The sequence below is a fragment of the Streptomyces sp. NPDC054975 genome (genome assembly GCF_053609105.1).
Map to the genome: position 1 here is coordinate 65,192 of NZ_JBSGWV010000024.1, position 21,091 is coordinate 86,282.

The following is a 21,091-nucleotide window of genomic DNA, read 5'->3' on the forward strand; positions in this document are numbered from 1 at the left end:
CCCGGACACCCCGGGGCCCCCCGGGGGGGGGGGCCGGGGGGCCTCCCGGCGTGGGGGGGGGGGGCGGGGGGTGCGGCCCCGCCCCCCGCCGGCGGCTCACAGGAGGCGCATGGTGACGCTCTGGTTGGCGCCGCCGTGGCAGTCCCACAGATTCGCGCGGGCGCCCGCCTGCTGGCTCCAGCCGCCGATCTCCAGGCACTTGTTCCAGGTGTAGGCGGGGTCCGTGACAAGCCTGCTGGAGGTCCGGAACAGCTGGTTCAAGCCCCAGTGGCAGTCCCACTGGTTGGCGGTCGCACCGTTGTGGCGCCCCCAGCCGCCGATTTCCAGGCACTTGCCGCTGTTGACGTTCTTGTAGTAGTACGCTTCGGGATCCTCGAAGTTCAGGTAGACCCGGTACCACTGCTGGTTGGCGTTACCGGTGCAGGGCCACTGGCGGACGGCCGCGCCGTTCGCCGTGCTCCAGTCCGCCACCTCCAGGCACTGGTTGGAGTGGTTCATGCGGATCTCGACCTTGGACAGGATGTATTCGGTCGGCGCGGCCTGGGCCGGAACGGCCGAGACGCCGAAGACGAGGCCGAGGGACGCGGCGAGCACGAGCAGTCCGCGGCGGGCGCGGGTGATCGGGTTGAACTTCATGGTCCTCTGCAATCAAGAAGGCTCCGGCCGGTGGCCGGAAATCATTGTCATGATCGCATGAGTATTCGCATCAACTGATCTTTCTGGAAGGTCACTTGACGCAAGGAATCGGAATGCCTCACTCCGTTCTGTCCGCCTCCGGCGTGCCGGTTCTCACCGACGAAAGGGCGCTCAGGCCCCGCCCTGATCGAACCCCTCGTCCGCGCCGTCCGTGGCTCCCTCCGGAAGTTCGGGCGGCGTGTACGTCTTCAGGGGCTTGGCCGCCGGGTCGGGGCGGACCGCACCCAGGAGGGGGTTGGCGGCGATCGGGGAGACCTTGACCTTGGCGCCCGGGCGGGGGGCCTGGACGACCAGGCCGTGGCCGAGGTAGATCGCCACATGGGTGGCCTCGGGGAAGTAGACCACCAGGTCACCGGGGCGCAGCTCGCGCAGCGGCACCCTGGGGAGGGTGCGCCACTGTTCCTGGCTGGTGCGCGGGATCTCCCGGCCGGCGCTCGCCCAGGCCTGGGAGGTCAGCCCCGAGCAGTCGTACGACGCCGGGCCCTCGGCACCCCACACGTACGGCTTGCCGATCTGCCGCACCGCGTACCGCAGCGCGTCGCCGCCCTCCCGTGACGGGGTCCTGTCGCCGTCCAGGACGCCGGTGTCGAGCAGCTCGCGCTGGGCGCCCGCGGTCTGGGTCCGCTCCAGCTCGGTCAGCCTGGCGAGCTGGTCGGGCGGGAGCGAGGCGAGCAGCTTCTGGACCTGCGTGAGCCGCTTCTGGACGTCGTCGCGCTGCTTCTTCTGACGTGCGGCGAGAGTCCGCTTCCGGTCCAGGGCCTTGCGGGAGGCGTCGGCCAGCTCGTCGGCCTTCCTCTCGTCCGCGGTGAGCCGGGAGACGGTGCCGGCCCGCTCGCGGGCCGCACGGTCCATCAGACGGCTCTGGTCCAGGGCCTGCTGGGGGTCGTCGGCGAGGAGCAGCCGCAGGTACGGGGAGAACGCCGAGGTGGCCGCCCGCCCCTGGTACTGCTCCCGGGCGAGCCGCCCGGCCGCGTTCCGCCCCTGGGCGAGGCGCTCGCGGGCGCGGGTGAGGGCGGCGGTGATCTTCGTGGTGTCGGCGGTCTGGAGGCGCAGGGCCTCGTCGGTGGCGTTGTAGGCCTCGGTGGCCTGCTCGGCCTGGCGGTAGAGGGTCTGGAGGCGACCGAGGAGCGCGGAGACCGAGTTCCCGCCGGAGGGCGGGAGTTCGGCGGCGTCGTCGACCGGGGTGCCGTCGGCGGGGTCGACGGCGGCGGTGGGTTCCGTGGGCTCCGGGGGGTCGGCATCCTCCGGCGGTTCCACCGGTGGGTCCGTCGCCTCCTCGCCCGCGACCGCCGCCGGCGCCTCGGCCGGGGGGTCCACCGGGTCGTCCGCCGCCGCCGTGGGGACCCCCGCCAGCGCCGTCGACGCGGCGAGCACCCCCGTGCAGACCGTGCGCAGCAGCCTTCCTGACACGTCATCACCTCCACCGCGATGATGGAGGGGCCGCGCGGTCCGATGAGCGCACGAAGGGGCGAATCGGCCCAACGGCCTCACCCGTTCGGCTTGGACCAGGGCCACTTCGGCGCGAACCGCTCGCGGCCCTCGGGGGCGTACTCGTAGACCCAGCCGCGCGGCAGCCCGAGCCGCTTGGTGTGGCCGGCCGGTTCGCGGCGGTAGGCGTGGACGGTCGGCGGTCCGCCGTCGGCGTCCGGGACCGGCACTTCGTACCATTTCGGCGGATGTCCGGTCGGTCCGACCAGGACGGCCAGGATCTCGCCGTCCAGGGGCCCGCCGCGGAAGGGGGTGTTCTCGCTTCTCACGGGACCAGTCTCGTACACGCTCGCGTACACACCGGCCTCACAGGAGGTGTGCCGCCTCGCTGACCACGGGGGTCACCCGCCGCGCCAGGGTCCCCACCGGCCCGTCGGGGGTCTCCTGCGCGAGGAGCTGCTTGACGACCGACGCCGTCTCCTCGTCGGTCGCGGCCGTGGCCGCGAGCAGCGCGATCAGGTGGTCGACCAGCCAGTCCCGCAGTTCCCCCGCCGACGGCTGCTTCTCCTCGTCGAGCCAGATCAGCGAGGCCGCCTCCACCGCCGCGATCCAGGTGCGGACCATCATCCGCAGCCGGGGACCGGGCTCCGCGACCCCCAGATGGACGAGGATCTGCTCCGCCGCCGCGCGCCGGACCTCGTCCACGATCGCCGTGGTCCGGGAGGTCTCGGCGACGCTGCCGCCCTGGAGGAGGGCGCTGAAACCGGCGTCGTGCCCGTCCACGAAGGCCAGATAGCGGTCCAGGACCCGGGCGAGCCGCTCGGTCGGCGGCCCGACCGGCGGCTCGGCGAAGCAGCGCTCCAGCGCGTCGGCGGAGGAGCGCAGGGCCGCCTCGTACAGCTGCTGCTTGCCGCCGGGGAAGTAGCGGTAGACGAGCGGCCGCGAGACGCCCGCCGCCTCGGCGACGTCGTCGAGGGAGACCTCGTCGGGCGCCCGGTGCGCGAAGAGCGTCAGGGCGGCGGCGAGGAGCTGCACCCGACGCTCCTCGACGCTGAGCCGGCGGTACGCGGGCGAGGCGGCACTGGTCATGCCACGCAGGGTAACTCCGGCGGGTGACTCCCAGGGGGTCTCATCCTCTAGGCCAACAGCCCGGAGGACTTCCAGAGGCGGCGCCCCGGGCCCCGGAGTACGCCGATGTCGTCGAGGAAGTCCGTCAGCCGCCTGGCGCCGGACTGCATGACCTCCCGGCGGTGACCGCTCGCCCGGACCTGGGCGACGGCCTCGCGGCGGTCCAGGCCCACGTTCTCGTAGACCTTCGGGTTGACGAAGCAGACGGAGAAGACCCGGGCGGCCTCGCCGCAGCTGAGGCGGGTGAACTCCTGCTCCCAGCGCGGCGCGGTCACCATCTGGCGCCGCAGCTCCTCGCGGGCGTACCGCACGTGCCGGGCCTCCTCGACGACATGGATGCGGGTGACGCCGCGTACGAGGGTCTGGACGCGCTCGTCCGGGAAGGTCAGCCGCTGCATCCAGTCCAGGATCTCCTCGCCGAGGAGGGTGGCGGCGAAGGAGCCGGGGGTGGTGGAGACGGTCTTCAGGACGCGGGCCAGGTTGTGGTAGATCCGCGGCACGGGGTAGGCGGGCGCGCCGCCCTTCTGGATCATGCGGGCGAACATCATCGAGTGCCGGCACTCGTCGGCGATCTCGGTGAGGGCGTACCGCACGTGGTCGCTGGTCAGGGACTTGTCGTAGATGTGCCGGACGAGCAGCTGCATCAGGATGATCTCGAACCAGATGCCGAGCGAGGCGAGCGAGGCCGCCTCGTGCCGGGCGAGGTCCATCCGCTGCTCCTCGGACATCCGCCGCCACATGGGGGTGTCGTAGAGGGAGACCAGCTCCGGCGGCCAGAACCACTTGCCGTCCTCCAGCGGCGCGGCCCAGTCGAGTTCGGTCTCGGGGTCGAAGGAGTGCTTGAGGGAGGACTCCAGGAGCCGCGCGGCGACCTGTTCCCGGTCGCGGAGCGGGCCGAGCGCGTCCCGGAGGAGAGTGAGGTCCTGCTCGGTACGGGTGGGCATGACGGTGAGACACCTCGCTGTGCTCGCGGTCGTGTTACCGGCGGTCGCCTTTATAAGACTGCTCGTCAGTAAGCCCGTCAATCCCTTCTGCGCGACTTGTTGACCAGATGTCTACCAAGGTGTCAGCCTGCCCGGAAGAGCACGCCCCGTGAGAGCAAGGAGTCGTCAGTGTCGACGCACGACCTCTACACGAAAGCCCCGGGAGACCCCGTCTGGCAGGTCCCGGCGACCGGTTCTGCCCGCTTCAGCTGGGACTACGACGACGGCCGCGAGCGTCTTCTCGCCCTCTACCAGAAGGGCAAGGACAAGCAGTGGGACGGCTCCCGGCGCATCGACTGGGAGCTGGAGGTCGACCCGTACGACCCGCTCGGCACCCCCGACGACGTCCTGACCCTCTACGGCACCCGCCACTGGGCGAAGATGACGGAGAAGGACAAGGGCGATCTGCGCCGGCACTACGCCTCCTGGCAGTTCAGCCAGTTCCTCCACGGCGAGCAGGGCGCGATGGTCTGCGCCGCCCGGATCGTCGAGTCCGTCCCCGACCTCGACGCCAAGTTCTACTCCGCGACGCAGGTGATGGACGAGGCGCGGCACGCGGAGGTCTACGGCCGCTTCCTGCACGAGAAGATCGGGATGCTCTACCCGATCAACGACAACCTCCAGAGCCTCCTCGGCGACACCCTGCGGGACTCCCGCTGGGACATGCCGTACCTCGGCATGCAGGTCCTGATCGAGGGCCTGGCGCTGGCCGCCTTCGGCATGATCCGCGACACCACCGACAAGCCGCTCCCGAAGCAGATCCTGGCGTACGTGATGCAGGACGAGGCCCGGCACGTGGCCTTCGGCCGGATGGCGCTGCGCGACTACTACAAGCAGCTGTCGGACGCCGAACTGCGCGAGCGCGAGGAGTTCGTCATCGAGGGCTGCTACCTGATGCGGGACCGGCTGCGAGGCGTGGAGGTCCTGGAGAGCTTCGGCGTCGGGAGGAAGGAGGCGGAGGAGTACAGCGAACAGAGCGAGTTCCTGCACCTCTTCCGCAAGCTGCTCTTCAGCCGGATCGTCCCGTGTGTGAAGGACATCGGCCTCTGGGGCGAACGCCTCCAGAAGGCCTATCTGGACATGGGCGTCTTCGACCTCGGCGACTCGAACCTGGACCTGTTGATGACCCAGGACGAGGAGATCGCGGAGGCGCTGGACCGCGAGCGGTTCGCGGTGGAGGAGCGGGAGCGGGTCGCGGAGGTGGCGGAGGCCATCGAGCAGGGCGGGGCGTAAGGGAGAGGGGGAGGGCCCGGGATCCGCGCGTTCACATCGGTGACGTAGCGTGCGCGCCATGAGCATGCCGCCACCGCCGAACCAGCCGCCGCACCACCCGTACGGCGGCCCCGTGCCGCCCCCGCAGCAGCCTGGCCCCTTCGGACCGCCGCAGGGCGGCCCGCAGCCCGGGCCTTACGGTCCTCCGCCGCAGGGCTACCCCCAACAGCCCGGCGTTCCCCAGCAGTACCCGGGTCCCGGCGCCGGCGCGTGGGGGCAGCCGCCCGTGGGGCCGCCGAAGAAGAAGCGGACCGGGCTGATCGTCGGGATCGTCGTCGGCGCCGTGGCCGTCGTCGCCGGTCTCGGCTACGCCGGGAAGCTCGTCCTCGACGGGGCGGGGCTCGCCGGCGACTTCCCGGAGGCGACGCACCGGCTGGTCGTGCCCAAGACCCTCCTGGACGGCACGTTCACGCTGACCAACGACGCCTCCGAGACCGAGGGCAAGGAGGTCGAGGACACCTACGACCCCACGGTCAAGGACGTCAAGGCGGCCATCGCCCAGTACACCGGCAAGGACGACGCCGTCCTCGTCGTCTCCGGCTTCCACGGCCGACTCAGGAGCCCGGCCGCCACCCGCGCGTCCATCCTCTCCGGCGCGGCGAAGGACAAGGGCACCACGCTCGCGGTCCCGCCGAAGGACTTCACGCCGGCCGGTCACGGCATCACCATCAGCTGCCAGGTCACCACCACCAAGGACGCCACCGGGACCGCGACCCTCCCCATGTGCGCCTGGGGCGACGACAACACGGCCTCCTTCGTCGCCGTCGTCACCACCGAGTCGGCCACCGCCGACCCGCAGGACGTCGACCTGGCCGAGCTCGCCGAGACCACCGCCAAGGTCCGCGCGGAGATGCGCAAGCCGATCTACTAGGGGTTCTTCTTCGCGCGGAGCGCCTCCTCCATCACGGCCCGGGCGATCGGCGCCGCGCTGCCGCCGCCGCTGATCTCCGTACGTCTGGCCTCGGCGTCCTCGACGACGACCGCGACCGCCACCGCCGGCTGGGCCGCGTCCGCCGCCTGCGCCCAGCCGATGAACCAGGCGTACGGGGTGCCCGTGTTGCCCAGGCCGTGCTGGGCCGTGCCCGTCTTGCCGCCGACCGTCGCCCCCGGGATCGCCGCGTTGACGCCCGTGCCCTCCTCGACCGCCCTGACCATCAGCCGCTGCAGCTGGGTCGCGGTCGAGGGGCGCATCGCCTGCCGGTAGCTGCGGCGGCCGGCGGTGTCGACCGTCGTGCCGCCCGCCGTCGTCGTCCGCTCGACCAGGTACGGGTACGCGATCTCCCCGTTGTTGGCGACCGCCGCCGACACCAGCGCCATCTGCAGGGGCGTCGCCGTCGTGTCGAACTGGCCGATCGACGACAGGGCCAGCTGGTCGTCGCTCATCTCGCGGTCGAAGTCGGACCTGGCGACCCAGGACGGGATCGTCAGCCCGGTGTCGTTGAAGCCGAACTTCTCGACCGCGTCCACCATCGCGGTGAGCCCCACCTTCACCCCGAGCCCGGCCATCACGGTGTTGCACGACCACTGGAGGGCGTACGCCAGCGAGGCGTTCCCGCACCCCTTGGCCGCGTTCGGCAGCACCTGCCGGGTGCCCGGCAGGATGAACGGGTCGGGGGTGTCCGTCGGCGCCTCGACGTCCGTCACCGTGCCCGCGTCCAGCGCGGCCGCCGCCGTCACGATCTTGAACGTGGAGCCGGGCGGGTACGTCTGCCGGATCGCCCGGTTCAGCATCGGCTGGTTCGGCGAGGTGTTCAGCCGGGCCCAGGCCCCCTTGACCCCGGAGCCCGTCCCGGACAGTTCGCCCGGGTCGTACGAGGGGGAGGAGACGAGCGCCAGGATCCGTCCGCTCGACGGCTCGACCGCCGCCACCGCGCCCCGCTTCCCGCCGAGCCCCCGGTACGCGGCCTCCTGCATCCGCGCCCGGATCGTCGTCACCACGTCCCCGCCCGCCCGGCGCCCCCGGCCGAGGTCGTTCCAGAACGGGAACGGGGCGAGCATCGGATCCGTACCCGCGAGCACGCCGTCCTCGGCGTCCTCCACGAACGTCGTGCCGTACGTCTGCGAGGCGAAACCGGTCACCGGCGCGTACAACGGGCCCTGCTTGTACGTCCGTTCGTAGCGCAGCTGCTGGCCGCTGTCCCGTGAGCCGGTCACCGGCCGCCCGTCGACCACGATCTCGCCGCGCGGCTCGCCCCAACGGGTGATCGGCACCCGCCGGTTGGCCGGGTTCTCGTCCAGCGCCCCGGCCTGGAAGATCATCACCCGGGCCGCGTTGACGAGCAGCGCCACCAGCAGGATCAGGCAGAGCGCCGCCGCGCGCCGGATGTAGGGGATCACCGGGCGTCCTCCGTGACCGGCGCGACGACGCCCGTCTCGACGAGCTCGGGGCGGGGGGCGCGGGCCGAGTCGCTGACCCGGATCAGCAGGGCCACGATGATCCAGTTGGTGACGACGGACGAGCCGCCCTGCGCCAGGAACGGCATCGCCATGCCGGTCAGCGGGATCAGGCCCATCACCCCGCCGGCGATCACGAAGACCTGGAGGGCCAGGATCGAGGCGAGGCCGATCGCGAGGAGCCGCCCGAAGGGGTCGAGCAGGGCGAGACCCGCCCGGTACCCGCGCGCGACGAGCAGCGCGTACAGCAGGAACAGGGCGGTCAGCCCGGCCAGTCCCAGCTCCTCGCCCGCCGTCGCCAGGATGAAGTCGGACTTGGCGGCGAAGCCGATCAGGATCGAGTGGCCGAGGCCGAGGCCCGTACCGAGCACCCCGCCCGCCGCGAAGGAGAACAGCGACTGCGCGAGCTGGCCCGGACCGTCGCCCGCCTCGATGGAGGCGTAAGGATTCAGCCAGTCCTCCACGCGACTGTGCACATGCGGTTCGAGCGAGCCGACCGCGAACGCGCCGACGCCCGCCAGGAGCAGCCCGACCGCGATCCAGCCGGTCCGGCCCGTCGCCACGTACAGCATGATCACGAAGAGGCCGAAGAAGAGCAACGAGGTGCCGAGATCCCGCTCCAGGACCAGCACGACCACGCTCAGCAGCCAGATCGCCGCGATCGGCCCGAGCACCCGGCCGGCGGGCAGCTGGAGCCGCCAGACCCTGCGGCCGGTGTACGCCAGCGCGTTGCGGTTGGCCGCGAGGTACGCGGCGAAGAAGACGGCGAGCAGGATCTTGGCGAACTCGCCCGGCTGGAAGGAGAGTCCGCCGAGCCGGATCCAGATCCTCGCGCCGTTGACCGCGGGGAAGAAGATCGGCACGGCCATGAGGAACAGGGCGGTGGTCATCGAGAGGTACGCGTACCGCTGCAGCGTCCGGTGGTCGCGCAGCAGCACCACGACGGTGCCGAAGAGCGCCACCCCGAGCGCCGACCAGACCAGCTGCGTGAAGGCCGCCTGGTCCTTCGGCGTCTCCAGGTCGAGCCGGTAGATCAGCACCAGGCCGAGGCCGTTGAGCAGGACCGCGATGGGCAGCAGCAGCGGATCGGCGTACGGAGCCCGCAACCGTACGGCGAGATGGGCCAGGAGCGCGAGCCCGCCGAGACCGGCCCCGTAGCGCACCGCGTCGGGCGGGACGGCGCCGCTGCGGGCGAGGCCGACGTCGGCGTAACCGAGGACGGAGATGAGGACGGCGCAGACGAGGAGGGAGAGTTCCACGCCGCGGCGCCTCGGGAGGGGTGGCCCGGGCGGGGGAGCGTCCGCCGTCGTTGCGGTCATGGACCGCAACGTAGCAAGCGATATGGCTTATATCCCTTATGTGTGACGGTGTGCCGTCACCGCTCGGGATCCTCGTCCGGATCGGCCAGCCGTACGTACTCCGGCAGCGTCAGCCGCGCCTCCGCGCCCCCGTCGGGGGCCTCGGCGAAGACCAGCCGCGCGCCGATCACTTCGGCCTGCCCGACCGCGATCGTGAGCCCGAGCCCGTGCCCCTTGCCGCCGCTCTCGGTACGGAACCGCTGCGGCCCCGCCGCGAGCAGGTACTCCGGGTAGCCAGGGCCGTGGTCCCGCACCGTGGCGACGGCGCCGTCCACGGTCAGGACGACCGGCGGGGCGCCGTGCCGGTGCGCGTTGGCGACGAGGTTGCCGAGCACCCGTTCCAGGCGTCGCCTGTCCGTCTCGACCGTCGCGTCGCGGATGACCCGCACCTCCGTCTCGGTGCCCGACGCCCGCACCACCCGCCACGCGATCGCGGCGAGGTCGTGCACCGCCAGGTCCACGGTCTCGTTGCGGGCGTCGAGTCGGGAGATCTCCAGGAGGTCCTCGGTCAGCGAGCGCATCGCCCTCACCCGGTCCCGGACCAGCTCCGAAGGCCGCCCCTCCGGCAGGAGTTCGGCCGCCGCCGACAGACCGGTCAGCGGCGTGCGCAACTCGTGCGCCACGTCCGCCGTGAAGCGCTGCTCGGTCTGCAGCTTGCGCTGGAGCGAGGAGGCCATCGTGTCGAGCGCCCCGGAGACCGTCGCCACCTCGTCCTGCGGGCGCGCCGGGTCCTTCGTGCGGGGGTCGTCCACGCGCGCGTCGAGGTCGCCCGCGCTGATCCGCCGGGCCACCTGGGCGGTCAGGTGCAGCCGCCGGGTGATCCGGGTGACCGCGAACGCGCCCACGAGCAGCGTCGCCCCGATCGCGAGGACCGAGGAGCCCAGGATCGACCGGTCCAGGTTGTCGATGATCTCCTTGCCGGTGGCGTAGTCCACCCGCACGGCGAGGGCCCGGCCGTCGGCCGGGCCCGCCGCCCACATCGTCGGCCGGCCCTGGAACTCCTCGACCACCGTGCCCCGCTCGCCCCGCAGGGCCAGCGCCCGCAGCTCCTCGGGCAGGCCCTCGGGGTCGATCCCGGCGCCCCGGGGGAGCGGCTCGCCCGCCTCGTACGCGCGGGAGGCGGCGGTGAGGCGGGTCAGCGCCCGGTCGCGGAAGTCGTCGACGGTCTGCCCCGCCACGGACACGTGGACGAGGACGCCGAGCAGCGCCGCCAGGGCGCAGCACATGACGGTGATGAAGACCGCGGCCTTCCAGGTGAGCGTCGCGGTCCAGGCCGGCAGTCGGGGTCGGCGGCGCCTGCGCGGCGTCACGGGGCCTCCACGAAGGAGTCCTCGGCGGCGGAGGGCGTGCGGGCGGGTGGCGTGGGCGAGGAGCCGGGCGGCCCCGGGGTCGCCGAGGGGGCGACCAGGCGGGGCTCGGGCGCCGGTGAGGCGGACGGCCCCGCCGGCTTGACGCGGACGATCTCGTCCCGGGCCGACAGCATCGCGCGCTGCTGCTCGTCCCAGGACCAGGCCGTGCGGTACTCGTATCCCGGGATGCCGGCCGACGCGGCCCGCACGATCAGGTCGCGGCCCGCAAGCTCCACGCTGATCACCTGGTCGACGGTGGACATGATCCGGGTGAGCCCGTGGTTCTCGGCGAGGTACACCCGCACGCCCACCTGCTGGTCGGGCATCCGGATGCCGACGATCAGTTCGTCGCGGCCGTTGCCGGTCAGATCGCGGTAGTACGCCTCCATGACCGGGCACTTCCCGGGCTCCTGGGTGCACCGGCCGATCTGCCGGGCCGTCTCCTCGTACATGCCGTCCGCGCCGGTGTACGAGTCCGGGTGGGCCTTCACCTCGGCCTGGACCACGGCGACGGCGTCGACGCGGCGGACGTCGTTGTCGGGGACGTCGATACCGGGAACGGACTCGGTGTCGGTCTCGCCGTAGTCGAGCGGCGGCGCGGTCGCGGGCGGCAGGCCGGGCCAGAGGCGGACGGGGCCGACGGCGGTGGGCGTGGCCCCGGCGCTCTTCAGCTCGCCCTCGGTGCCGCAGCCGGACAGCACGAACGGCGCCGCCACGGCCAGGGCCATGGCGGCGACGAACGGCAGTCCGCGCGGTCCCACTGACGCTCCTCGGGTCGTACGCTCCCCGCGACCGGCCGCAGGTGATCAGCCGCAGCTCGGGGGGTCGGTCTCCCCTAGACCTTATTCGTAGGGAAGTCCTTTTTGTCGACCCGCTGGATCGCGCGGACCTCGAAGGTGGCGGTGGCGCCGTCCGCCGGGCCCCTCGCCGTGTCGTCGTGCGCCCCCGGCGGCGGGCCTCCTCTCGGCCGGGCTCCTACCGGTCCATCCGGTCCATCCGGTCGAGCGCCGCCCGGCAGAAGGTCAGCAGCTTCTCGTCCTCGTGGACGTCATGGCTGCTGTAGCCGCTCTCGCGCACGTTGTGACGCCGCCGCCGGTCCAGCTCCGTACGGATCACCCAGCGCGCGTCACTCGCCGCGGGACCCATCTCCGCGAGGCACTCCGCGATGTCCACGCGCGCGTGCCGGTTCTCCTCCCACGCCGCCAGCAGCACCGGAAGCGATGCCTCCGTGTCCCCGGACACCCGCCACAGGGCCGCCGCGCTGCGCACCCGTACCCACAGGTCCCGGCAGGAGAGCCCGGGAAGCAGCGCCGGCGCGGTGCGCGCCGCCGCCGGGCCGATCGTGCCCAGCGCCCGGGCGGCCGCGCACCGGTCGGGGGCCGTCGCGTCCGGCCCCAGCCAGCCCGCGAGGGTCGGCAGCACCGCCTCGCGGTCGCCCTCGACCGACCACAGCGTGAGCGCCGCCTGCGCGGAGACCGCCGCCGCCTCGCTCTCCAGGAGCGCCCGCGCGTCCGGGATCGCCCCCCGGGCGGCGGGCCCGAACGCCGCCAGGGCCGTCAGCGCCGCCTCCTGCACCCAGTCCCGCCGGTTCGACGGCGCCCCGCGCAGCACCCGCAGCACCTCGGGCACGGCCTGCACGCCCCGGACCGAGGCCAGGGCGAAGAGCAGCGGCGCCGCGTGCTCGTACAGCCGGTCGTCCAGCTCGACCCGGGCCAGCCTGCGGCGCAGCAGCGGCGCGAGCGGCGCGGCGGCCGGGCCCAGGGTGGGCACCGCGTACAACAGGTCCCGCCGTACGTCCGGTTCCACCAGCGCGCGGGCGAGCGGCGGTACGGCCCGGGCGTCCCCCGAGCGGGCGAGGGCGAGCAGCGCCCTGGCGCGCCCGTCCGGAGCCCCGGGCGGGCCCTCCGGCCGTTCGGCCCACTCCGGCCGCTCCGGTCTGCCGGGGCGGCGGGCGAGGTGCCCCGCGAGGGCGTCCGTCGCGGGGCCGGTCAGCTCGAAGAGGCCTTCGAGGAACGAGGTCGCTGCCTCACGCAGCCTCGGTTCGGGGTCGGCCAGCTGCGCCCCGACCAGCCGCACGACCTCCTCGTACCGCCCGCGCCAGACCCGTATCAGGCCCCCGCACAGCCAGATCGCGTCCAGTCGCTGGCACCGGTCGGGGCTGCGCAGCTGGGCGAGGATCAGCGCGGTCCGCTCCTCGACACGGTCGTCGAGCGCGGTGTGCAGGGTCCGCAGCAGCTCGTCGGTCCACGGCGTCGGCCGGCCGGTCGAGCGCTCCTCGAAGAGTTCGCGGACCTGTCCGGCCGTCGCGGACGTGCCCGGCCGGGCGTCCGGCTCCGGCGGCGCGGTCCGCACCTCGTCCAGGAGCCCCGTCACCCGCTCCACCACGTCGTCCGGGACCTCGGTGGGCGCGCACCGGGCCAGCTGCGCGAGGGCCGCGAGCCGCAGCCCGGGCGCCTGGGCCGCGCGGGAGAGCCACCCCAGCCAGTCCACGGTCTCGTCGCGCAGCGACTCGTGCCGTCGCGCGATCCGCCCCACGGCCTCCACCAGGGCGAGCCGCACCTCCGTGGCGCGCTCGACGGTCAGCCGCTCCCGCAGCAGGGTCAGCACGCGGGCGGGGTCCGGGTGGAGCGAGGCGAGCGCGCACGGGGCCGCGAGCCGGACCTCGGGGTCCGGGTCGCCCACCAGTCCGAGGAAGACGTCGGCGCCCGCCGCGACGGCGGCCGCGGCCATCGCGTAGTTCGCGGCCGGGATGAACTCCTCGTCTTCCGCGTCGAGTTCGTCCAGCTCCTCCTCGCCGCTCAGCTCGATCCCGCCGATGCTGGTGAGCAACTCCACGATGCCGCCCCGGTCCTGGACCTCCGGGTCGGCGACGAGTTCGAGCAGGAAGGGGATGCAGGCGAGCGTCGAGTCGTACACGTCGCCCTGGTGGTGCACCGCTCCGTACATCCCGTCGAGGGCAAGTTCCCGTTCGGCGGGGTCGGACGAGGCGAGTCCGCGCAGCAACCCCGGTACATCGTCGGCGGGGCCGTAGGCATGCCCCAACGAGGCCCAGTCGACCTCCTCGATCCCCGTCAGCATGCGGCCGCCGCCTTCCCCGTGAGCGCTGTACCAGGGAGCAAGTGTGCACCACCACACCGTGAACCAGGACCCGCTGAGCGGACGCGGTCTCGGAAGGGCCCTCGGGCCGCTCGCTTTGCGCCATCCAGAGGAACGGCGCCCGGAGTTGCCCGCGAGCCACCCCCTAGAGGTCGGACCGTACGCGCACGAAGCGGGCGGTCTCCTGGCGCCCGGACAGCTGCAGCAGCTCCACCGGGAGCGGGTCGGCGAGCGGCGTCACGCGGCCGTGCTCGGGGTCGTCCACGGCCTGAGCGAGACGGCCGGCGGCCAGCCCGGCGACCTCGCGGGCCTGCGCCGCGGTGAGCTTGGGCGAGGTCGTCACCGTACGGTCGTCGGGCAGGCGGACGACCAGCGCACGGGGCCGGTCCACCGGGCCGACCAGGGCGAGCAGGGTCCCGTCGAGGGTGTTGGTGTGCCGCACCTTCCGCCAGGACCACGTCTCGCCCGCCCGGTACGGCGAGCGCAGCGCCTTCGCCACGATCCCCTCGACCCCCACGGGCCGCAGATCACGGAACCAGTCGCGCGCGGTCTCCTCGTCCAGCGTCGCGAGGACGCGCTGCACGGGCGGTCCGATCTCCTCCAGGGCGGTGCCGAGGAGCCGCCAGCGCTCCGCGAGCGGCAGCGGCCGGACGTCCCGGCCGGGGACGGCGAGCACGTCGAAGGCGATGTACGAGACGGGAACGCCCGCCCGCCTGCGGTCGCCGGCCGAGCGGAGCAGATCGGTGAAGCTGAGCCGCCCGTCCCGGTACGCGCACAGCTCCCCGTCCAGGACGACGCCGGCCGGCAGACGGGCACCCAGATGGGCCGCGATCTCGGGGAACTCCGGAGCGAGGTCCCGGTGCGAGCGCGACTGGAGGACGACCCTCCGCTCCTCCAGGACGAAGGCGAGGGCGCGGAATCCGTCCAGTTTGAGCGTGTACTGCAACCCTCCGGGGACGCTTCCCTGCGCGGGGATCTCGTCGGCCGGGCGAGGGCGCATCACATCGACCGGCGGCCGCAGGACGGCGCCGCCGGCGGGGACGGCCGGACCGGTCGCGGGGGCCGGGGTCATGGCAGGGACCCGGCCCGGCCCGGGTCGAGGAGCGGCCCGAGCAGCTCCCCGTACTGCTCCAGACGTGGCGCGATGTCGTCCATCAGAAGGACGAGCCGTTCGGGCGCGTCGCACGCCTCGACCTCCTCCCAGGTCACCGGGGCCGAGACGGTCGGCCGGGCGCGGGCGCGCAGGGTGTAGGGGGTCGCGGTGGTCTTGGCGGCCGCGTTCTGGCTGAAGTCGACGAAGACCTTGCCCGGCCGCAGGGCCCGCGCCATCCGGTGGACGACCAGCTTGGGGTGGTCCCCCTCGGCCCGGACGGCCAGCTCCTTCGCGTACGCCGAGACCCGCTCGGACGGGGTCGGCTCCAGGGGGACGAGCAGGTGCAGGCCCTTGGCGCCGGAGGTCTTGGCGAAGGCATCCAGGCCGTCCGCGGCGAGCTGCTCGCGCAGCCAGAGCGCGACCCGGCAGCACTCCACGACGGTCGCGGGGGGCCCGGGGTCGAGGTCGAGGACGAGGCGGTCGGCGACGGCCTGGGAGTCGGCCCGCCACTGCGGGGTGTGGAACTCCACGACCAGGTTCGCCGCCCACATCAGCGAGGCGAGGTCCTGGATCATGACCTGCCGGGCGCGCGGGTCGTCGGAGCGGGGGACCGGGGTGGTCTTCACCCAGGCGGGTGTGCCGGGCGGTGGGTTCTTGGTGAAGAAGAGCTGCCCTTCGGGGCCGTCCGGATAGCGCAGGAAGGACACCGGCCGGTCGCGCAGATGGGGCAGGATCGCGGCCCCGACGGTGGCGTAGTAGTGCAGCAGCTCGCCCTTGGTGGTGCCGGTGGCCGGGTGGAGGACCTTGTCCAGATTGCTCAGCGGGAGGCGCCGCCCCTCCACCTCCGTGATGGGCGTCATACGATGAGAATCCCACGAATCGGGCAGAAGCATAGAAGTCAGCACAAAGTGCGGCGAACACCTGCGAAAGGGATGAAACGTGCGATCCATTTGGAACGGCGCCATATCCTTCGGCCTGGTCAGCATCCCGATCAAGCTGGTGAACGCCACCGAGAGCCGGTCCGTGTCCTTCCGCCAGATCCACGAGGCCGACGGCGGACGCATCCGCTACCGCAAGGTGTGCGAGCTGGACGGCGAGGAGGTCTCCCAGGCTGAGATCGGCAAGGCCTACGAGGAGTCCGACGGGACCATGATCCCGATCACGGACGAGGACCTGGCGTCGCTGCCGCTGCCGACGGCCAAGACCATCGAGATCGTGGCCTTCGTGCCGGCCGGGGAGATCGACCCGCTCCAGATGGACGCCGCGTACTACCTCTCCGCGAGCGGGGTACCGGCCGCCAAGCCGTACACCCTGCTGCGCGAGGCGCTCAAGCGGAGCGACAAGGTGGCCGTCGCGAAGTACGCGCTGCGCGGGCGGGAGCGGCTCGGGATGCTCCGGGTCGTGGACGACGTGATCGCCATGCACGGACTGCTCTGGCCGGACGAGATCCGGGCGCCCGAGGGGGTGGCCCCGGAGAGCCCCGTCCAGGTGCGGGAGGCCGAACTCGACCTGGCGGACGCCCTGATGGCCACCCTGGGCGAGGTCGACATCAGCACCCTCCACGACGACTACCGCGAGGCGGTCGAGCAGATGATCGCCGCCAAGGCGGAAGGTGGCGCGGCCGTCGCGCCCCCGGAGCCCGAGGAGGCGGGCGGCGGCCAGGTGATCGACCTGATGGCCGCCCTGGAGAGCAGCGTCCGGGCGGCGAAGGAGGCGCGCGGGGAGGAAGGCGGCGTCGCCGAGGTCACCGAGCTGGCGCGCCGTTCGAGCGCGCCGAGCGCCCCGAAGGAGACGGGGGCGCGGAAGTCCACGGCGAAGACGGCGGCGAAGAAGACGGCCGCCCCGGCCCGCAAGTCGACGTCGAAGGCGGCCGAGAAGTCGACGACCGCCAAGAAGACGACCGCGAAGAAGTCCACCGCGAAGTCGACGGCCAGGACGACGGCCAAGTCGACGGCGAAGAAGACCGCGGCGAAGAAGACGACCGCGAAGAAGGCGACTTCGCGCAAGCGCTCGGCGTAGGCGCTCAGGCGCTTCGGTGCTCGGGTGCTCGGGCGTAGGCGCTCAGGCGCTCCGGTGCTCGGGTGCTCGGGTGCAGGCGCTCCGGTGCTCAGGTGCTCAGCAGGTCCCGAAGGGAGGCCTTCATCGCCGTGACGAAGGCCTCCCGCTCGGCCTCCGCGACCAGGTCCAGCGAGAGGTACGGGTTGAGGTCCTCCAGCTCCACGAGCAGCAGCTCCCCGCCCGGTGCCCGGCAGGCGTCCACCCGCTGGATGCCGTGCGCCAGGTCGTTCCAGTCCACGAACCGCTGCGCGAACTCCAGGTCGTCGGCGGTCGGTTCGTACCGCTGAAGCACCCAGCGCGCCTCCGGATCGGGCGCGTACAGCGCGTACTGGAAGGCGCGGCCGACGAAGTAGAACGAGACCTCGTACGCGAACGGGATCCGCGGCTGCACGAGCATCCCGGTCGGGTCCACCTCCCCCAGTCGCGCCCGCTCCACGAACCGCAGACCCACCGAGTCCGCCCCCAGCAACGGCTTCACGACGTACTCGTCGGCGTCCGGCAGGAGCGGGAACTCCTCACGGCGGCCGGCCGTGGGAATGACCGGAAAACCCTCCCTCGACAGGTGGAGGAGATAGTCCTTTCCAGCCATGTCTCCCTTTCCGGTCAGGGAGTTGAAGACCCGCACCCCGCTCTCGCGGGCCTCGTGCGTGAACGCGTCGTACGCCTGCTGGTAGTGGAGGACGGGTCCGCTGTTGCGGACGACGACGGCGTCGAAACGGTGCATCAGCCCGGCCGCGTCGAGCGGATGGCAGAGCGCGACCCCGAACTCCTCGCGCAGTCGCCCCGAGAGCCAGATGTCCTCGTCGCAGTACCGCCGCCCGCGCGCCTGATATCCCAGGTCGGTGACGTAAAGAAGTGTTCCCATGCGTGATCCCCTCTGCTTCCGGGTGGCCGGATCGCCAAAGATTACGTGACGGAAACGCCACGGTTTCGAGGTGTGGATCCACCTCCTCCGGCGCGTAGCGTTAGACGAGCACCGGTGCGAGCACCGGTTTCTGAGAGCGTTTTCAGCGGCCGGAGCGGAGAGAGCCGCAGGACCGGTGTGCGGGGGGCCCGAGACGGACCCCCGGCATCGCTGAGAAGTGAGGCGGGAACATGCGTTACCGGATCCTGGGGCCGTTGCGGGTCTGGCGGGGGGACACCGAGCTGACCCTGGGACCCCCGAAACAACAGGCGTTGCAGGCGCTGCTGTTGGCAAGGGCGGGGCAGCTCGTCACCCCGCAGGAAGTGATCGACGCGCTGTGGGAGGAGCCGCCGGGCAGCGCGGTCGACGTGGGCGAGGGCGCGAACGGCGTGGACCCCCTCGTCGGCGCGCTCGGGATGCGGGGCGGCCTCGCCGGTACCGGCCTGGCCACGAGGGTCGCCGCGCATCCGCTGTTCACCGCGCTCAACCACGAGTACCTGGCCGCCGTGAAGGAGGCCGCCGACGCCGCCCTGGCCGTCCACGAGTCGGTGCGGGCACGGTTGGAGAGCGAGCTCGGCGTCGCCCCGGGGCCGGAGCTGCGCAAGGCACACGAGCGGGTCTTACGCCAGCCGGTCCCCGCGGTGGCGCACGCCGCCGGGGTGGCCGAGCGCCCCGCCGCGCACGCTGCGGGGGAGCGACCCGGGCGGGCCGCGGCCCCCCACCTCCTGCCCGCCCAACTGACCACCGACCTCGCGACCTTAGTCGGCCGAAGATCCGAACTGGACCTCTCCCGAGCCCTGCTGGGGGACGCGGACACGGACGTACGCCGACCACGTGGTCGGCGGCCGCGGACGAGGCATCAAGGCGACGTCACTTTTTCGGCACTGAGCCCTGCCTACGCTGCTGCCCCGAACCAGTCAGGAAAGCCGGAGGACCGCACCGTGGCCGGCGAAGGAACCGAGCCACGGCGCCGTCCGACGCGCTTGCCCGAGGAGCGGCGTGGACGATCGTTTCCGGTCGACCCGGTGATCGCGCTCTTCCCGTCGCCGCATCGTCGGAGAACACTTCCCCGCATTCCGTTTCTACGGCCGGAGGTCGCGGAGCACACCGCTGACGTTCAGCACTTCGTGACAGCCGGAGGCCTGCTGTCCGGTGGCCGGTGTGCCCGGCTTGGCGCAGGTCACCTCCGCGGTGACAGTCGAGTTCTCCGGGATGTCGATGGGGGTGACCCAGTGGTAGTCCTGATTGCGGAACGTCTCCAGCGCGATCGTGGTGATCTTCCGCTCTCCGAACGAGATGGTGATGACACCCTCGTCGCCCTGGAAGTTCGCCGCGACCATGTCGGTGATCCCGAACACCTTGCCCGGGGGCACCTGGTACGTCCCCACCTTCTTCCCGCCGGCGCCCGTCTGGACGTCGATCGTGGCCGAGCTCTGCTGACCCCGTCCGGTGCCGGCCGGTCCCGTACCGCTCCCGCCGTCGCCCTGCCCGCCGGAACCCTCCTGCCGGCCCCCGGGCTTGGCGCTGGGCTTGGCCTTGGCCTGCTCGTCCGCCTTCGCCTTCTCCTGCTTCGCGGCCTCCTCCCGCTGCGCGGTGGTGGCGGCCTCCTTGGCGGCGCTGCGCACCGCCGGCCGGACCAGCGCGAACCAGGCGACCAGCAGGGCCATGAGGATGGCGAGCAGGATCAGCAGCCACTTCGGCAGGATCGGCAGCTGGACGAACTCGCCCTCGACGACGCCGGGAGCGGCCGGCGGCCCGGGCGGTACGTCCGACCGCGCGGCGGGCGGCTCCCGGTCACTCTTCGGCGAGTCGCCGTCCGTACCGTCCGATCCGTCGGCTCCGGTCTCCGCGTCGGGGGCGTCGCCGACCTCGATCTCGAAGGGGTGGCTCACCGGCTCGCCGAACCAGATCAGCGAGCGGACCCGCGCCTTCAGCGCGACCTCGGCGGACTCACCGGGTTCGAGACGCCGCCGCTGCGGCGTGGTGCGCAGGGTCAGCTCCTCCCCGGCCTGCCGGCCGGCGAGCGCGAGCGAGACCGGGGTGTTCCCCTGGTTGCGCAGGGCGACCCGGTAGCGGGCGCCGAGCCAGCCGCGCCGCCGGCGGGGCGCCAGCTCCTGACGGACCTCGTGGAACGCCTGCACGCGCACCGTGGTCTCAGGGACCACCACGTTCTCCGGGTGTTCCACGGGCAGGACGCGCACACCGAGCGGCTTCTCCCCGGCGCGGACCTCGGGGGAGCGGGGCGGCGCGAGCCGTACCGTCACCGTCTCCGAGGTGCCGGGGTACAGCGAGACGCGTGCCGGTTCGACGGTGCTCCACGCGGCGCAGTCACCGACCACCGTGAGCGTGTACGCCTCGACGATGTCGCTGTCGTTGCGGACGTTCAGGGTGGTCGTCGCCTCGCCGCCGGGCGAGACCGTCACGGTCGGCATTTCGAGTTCGGCAGAAGTGGTCACGCCGGGAACCTAGGCCGCGACCGAGCCCTTCTCCAGGGGCGCGAGGGCCAACGACCGGGCAGCGCGCGTGCCCCGAAGGACCAACGGCGCACAGCCGGGCGCCAGAACTGAACCACCCGCCGGCCGAACACCTTCCGGCCGGCGGACGACGAGAAACGGGTGGGACCCATGACGAACAACGACCATTGCGATGCCAGGGTGACGGTCTCGGTCTATGCCGAGGACCTGATCCTGCAGGCGGGAATCATCGAACAACTGCGGCGGCGCCCCGAGGTGGAGCTGCTGCCCGAGGCGGACGCCGACAAGGCCAGGGCCACCCTGGTCGTGGTGGACACGGTCGACGACTCCACCGTGCAACTCCTGCGCCGCCTCCAGCGCAACACCTCGACGAGCACCGGGCTCGTCGTGGGACGGTTCGAGGCCGGCGCCCTCCAGACGATGATCGAGTGCTCGGTCGCCGCCGTGCTGCGCCGCGCGGAGGCCGACCAGGACCGGCTCGTCCACCTGGTCACGGCGCTCGCCAAGGGCGAGGGCGTGCTCCCCGGCGACCTGCTCGGCAAGCTGCTCGCCCATGTCAGCAGCCTGCAGCGGACGGTGCTGGACCCGCGGGGGCTCACCCTCTCCACCCTGACGACGCGTGAGGCCGACATGCTCCGGCTCGTGTCCGAGGGCTTCGACACCGTGGAGATCGCCCAGAAGACCTCGTACTCCGAACGCACCGTCAAGAACGTGCTGCACGAGGTCACCACCCGGCTCCAACTGCGCAACCGCGCCCACGCGGTGGGCTACGCGCTGCGGCACGGGCTCATATGAACGCCCGGAACCCTGTGAGTGCCCGGACTCACCCTGGTCGGACGCCCGCGCAGCCCCACGGCC

At 72.6% G+C, this 21,091-nt stretch carries 18 protein-coding genes and 1 pseudogene; 5 read left to right on the top strand and 14 right to left on the bottom strand.

Translation table 11 applies throughout. From position 1 onward, the window contains the following. Positions 1-96 precede the first annotated feature (96 nt). From ACWF79_RS21610 to ACWF79_RS21630, 5 genes are all read right to left on the bottom strand, one after another. Positions 97-636: an RICIN domain-containing protein gene (locus ACWF79_RS21610; protein WP_453729739.1), complete on the bottom strand. Its 540-nt coding sequence runs from the start codon at positions 634-636 to the stop codon at positions 97-99. A 171-nt stretch (positions 637-807) separates the two neighbouring features. Continuing rightward, positions 808-2,106 carry an NlpC/P60 family protein gene (locus ACWF79_RS21615; RefSeq protein WP_453729740.1) on the bottom strand — a complete coding sequence of 433 codons (1,299 nt, stop codon included), beginning with the start codon at positions 2,104-2,106 and terminating at the stop codon, positions 808-810. A gap of 77 nt (positions 2,107-2,183) precedes the next feature. Beyond that, positions 2,184-2,453: a hypothetical protein gene (locus ACWF79_RS21620; protein ID WP_453729741.1), complete on the bottom strand. Its 270-nt coding sequence runs from the start codon at positions 2,451-2,453 to the stop codon at positions 2,184-2,186. Positions 2,454-2,490: 37 nt separating this feature from the next. Next, entirely contained in the window at positions 2,491-3,213 is a 723-nt protein-coding gene (locus tag ACWF79_RS21625; protein WP_453729742.1) for a TetR/AcrR family transcriptional regulator, read from the bottom strand. A gap of 47 nt (positions 3,214-3,260) precedes the next feature. Continuing rightward, positions 3,261-4,196, bottom strand: coding sequence for an AurF N-oxygenase family protein (locus ACWF79_RS21630; protein ID WP_453729743.1), 936 nt, complete (start codon positions 4,194-4,196; stop codon positions 3,261-3,263). A gap of 168 nt (positions 4,197-4,364) precedes the next feature. On the opposite strand from ACWF79_RS21630, the gene ACWF79_RS21635 reads away from it, so the two are divergent. Beyond that, complete coding sequence (locus ACWF79_RS21635) at positions 4,365-5,468, top strand: ferritin-like domain-containing protein (RefSeq protein ID WP_453729744.1); 1,104 nt, start codon at positions 4,365-4,367, stop codon at positions 5,466-5,468. Positions 5,469-5,526: 58 nt separating this feature from the next. Beyond that, entirely contained in the window at positions 5,527-6,378 is an 852-nt protein-coding gene (locus tag ACWF79_RS21640; protein WP_453729745.1) for a hypothetical protein, read from the top strand. Here ACWF79_RS21640 and ACWF79_RS21645 read toward each other — a convergent pair. The 7 genes from ACWF79_RS21645 to ligD all read right to left on the bottom strand — a co-directional run bounded on the left by ACWF79_RS21645 (position 6,375) and on the right by ligD (position 15,657). Then, positions 6,375-7,844: a penicillin-binding transpeptidase domain-containing protein gene (locus ACWF79_RS21645; protein WP_453729746.1), complete on the bottom strand. Its 1,470-nt coding sequence runs from the start codon at positions 7,842-7,844 to the stop codon at positions 6,375-6,377. The two genes, ACWF79_RS21640 and ACWF79_RS21645, sit on opposite strands and share 4 nt — an antisense overlap. Next, complete coding sequence (locus ACWF79_RS21650) at positions 7,841-9,220, bottom strand: FtsW/RodA/SpoVE family cell cycle protein (RefSeq protein WP_453729747.1); 1,380 nt, start codon at positions 9,218-9,220, stop codon at positions 7,841-7,843. The genes ACWF79_RS21645 and ACWF79_RS21650 overlap by 4 nt, the downstream gene beginning before the upstream one ends. A gap of 56 nt (positions 9,221-9,276) precedes the next feature. Next, positions 9,277-10,569 carry an ATP-binding protein gene (locus ACWF79_RS21655; protein ID WP_453729748.1) on the bottom strand — a complete coding sequence of 431 codons (1,293 nt, stop codon included), beginning with the start codon at positions 10,567-10,569 and terminating at the stop codon, positions 9,277-9,279. Beyond that, positions 10,566-11,336 carry a hypothetical protein gene (locus ACWF79_RS21660; protein WP_453729762.1) on the bottom strand — a complete coding sequence of 257 codons (771 nt, stop codon included), beginning with the start codon at positions 11,334-11,336 and terminating at the stop codon, positions 10,566-10,568. Before ACWF79_RS21660 ends, ACWF79_RS21655 begins: the two co-directional genes overlap by 4 nt. A gap of 247 nt (positions 11,337-11,583) precedes the next feature. Next, complete coding sequence (locus ACWF79_RS21665; protein ID WP_453729749.1) at positions 11,584-13,686, bottom strand: HEAT repeat domain-containing protein; 2,103 nt, start codon at positions 13,684-13,686, stop codon at positions 11,584-11,586. A 163-nt stretch (positions 13,687-13,849) separates the two neighbouring features. Continuing rightward, positions 13,850-14,776, bottom strand: coding sequence for an ATP-dependent DNA ligase (locus tag ACWF79_RS21670; protein ID WP_453729750.1), 927 nt, complete (start codon positions 14,774-14,776; stop codon positions 13,850-13,852). After that, positions 14,773-15,657, bottom strand: coding sequence for a non-homologous end-joining DNA ligase (ligD, locus tag ACWF79_RS21675; protein ID WP_453729751.1), 885 nt, complete (start codon positions 15,655-15,657; stop codon positions 14,773-14,775). Before ligD ends, ACWF79_RS21670 begins: the two co-directional genes overlap by 4 nt. A 79-nt stretch (positions 15,658-15,736) precedes the next feature. On the opposite strand from ligD, the gene ku reads away from it, so the two are divergent. Beyond that, complete coding sequence (gene ku / locus ACWF79_RS21680) at positions 15,737-16,816, top strand: non-homologous end joining protein Ku (protein WP_453729752.1); 1,080 nt, start codon at positions 15,737-15,739, stop codon at positions 16,814-16,816. Positions 16,817-16,904: 88 nt separating this feature from the next. Here ku and ACWF79_RS21685 read toward each other — a convergent pair whose 3' ends face one another. Then, the gene (locus ACWF79_RS21685) at positions 16,905-17,720 is read right to left on the bottom strand and encodes a hypothetical protein (protein ID WP_453729753.1); all 816 of its coding nucleotides are present in this window, start codon (positions 17,718-17,720) and stop codon (positions 16,905-16,907) included. A 455-nt stretch (positions 17,721-18,175) separates the two neighbouring features. On the opposite strand from ACWF79_RS21685, the pseudogene ACWF79_RS21690 reads away from it, so the two are divergent. After that, positions 18,176-18,370, top strand: a pseudogene (locus ACWF79_RS21690) (BTAD domain-containing putative transcriptional regulator); the annotation flags it as partial. A 471-nt stretch (positions 18,371-18,841) separates the two neighbouring features. Here the strand turns inward: ACWF79_RS21690 and ACWF79_RS21695 are convergent. Beyond that, positions 18,842-20,191, bottom strand: coding sequence for a COG1470 family protein (locus ACWF79_RS21695; RefSeq protein WP_453729763.1), 1,350 nt, complete (start codon positions 20,189-20,191; stop codon positions 18,842-18,844). Between the two features lie 192 nt (positions 20,192-20,383). Here ACWF79_RS21695 and ACWF79_RS21700 point away from each other — a divergent pair, with 192 nt between their 5' ends. Then, positions 20,384-21,028 carry a LuxR C-terminal-related transcriptional regulator gene (locus ACWF79_RS21700; RefSeq protein WP_453729754.1) on the top strand — a complete coding sequence of 215 codons (645 nt, stop codon included), beginning with the start codon at positions 20,384-20,386 and terminating at the stop codon, positions 21,026-21,028. The last annotated feature ends 63 nt before the right edge of the window (positions 21,029-21,091 follow it).

Coding starts and splice junctions, on each gene's coding strand:
- ACWF79_RS21610 (WP_453729739.1), bottom strand. CDS start 636: ATGAAGTTCAACCCGATCACCCGCGCCCGCCGCGGACTGCTCGTGCTC.
- ACWF79_RS21625 (WP_453729742.1), bottom strand. CDS start 3,213: ATGACCAGTGCCGCCTCGCCCGCGTACCGCCGGCTCAGCGTCGAGGAG.
- ACWF79_RS21630 (WP_453729743.1), bottom strand. CDS start 4,196: ATGCCCACCCGTACCGAGCAGGACCTCACTCTCCTCCGGGACGCGCTC.
- ACWF79_RS21640 (WP_453729745.1), top strand. CDS start 5,527: ATGAGCATGCCGCCACCGCCGAACCAGCCGCCGCACCACCCGTACGGC.
- ACWF79_RS21650 (WP_453729747.1), bottom strand. CDS start 9,220: ATGACCGCAACGACGGCGGACGCTCCCCCGCCCGGGCCACCCCTCCCG.
- ACWF79_RS21660 (WP_453729762.1), bottom strand. CDS start 11,336: ATGGCCCTGGCCGTGGCGGCGCCGTTCGTGCTGTCCGGCTGCGGCACC.
- ACWF79_RS21665 (WP_453729749.1), bottom strand. CDS start 13,686: ATGCTGACGGGGATCGAGGAGGTCGACTGGGCCTCGTTGGGGCATGCC.
- ACWF79_RS21670 (WP_453729750.1), bottom strand. CDS start 14,776: ATGACCCCGGCCCCCGCGACCGGTCCGGCCGTCCCCGCCGGCGGCGCC.
- ligD (WP_453729751.1), bottom strand. CDS start 15,657: ATGACGCCCATCACGGAGGTGGAGGGGCGGCGCCTCCCGCTGAGCAAT.
- ACWF79_RS21685 (WP_453729753.1), bottom strand. CDS start 17,720: ATGGGAACACTTCTTTACGTCACCGACCTGGGATATCAGGCGCGCGGG.
- ACWF79_RS21695 (WP_453729763.1), bottom strand. CDS start 20,191: ATGCCGACCGTGACGGTCTCGCCCGGCGGCGAGGCGACGACCACCCTG.
- ACWF79_RS21700 (WP_453729754.1), top strand. CDS start 20,384: ATGACGAACAACGACCATTGCGATGCCAGGGTGACGGTCTCGGTCTAT.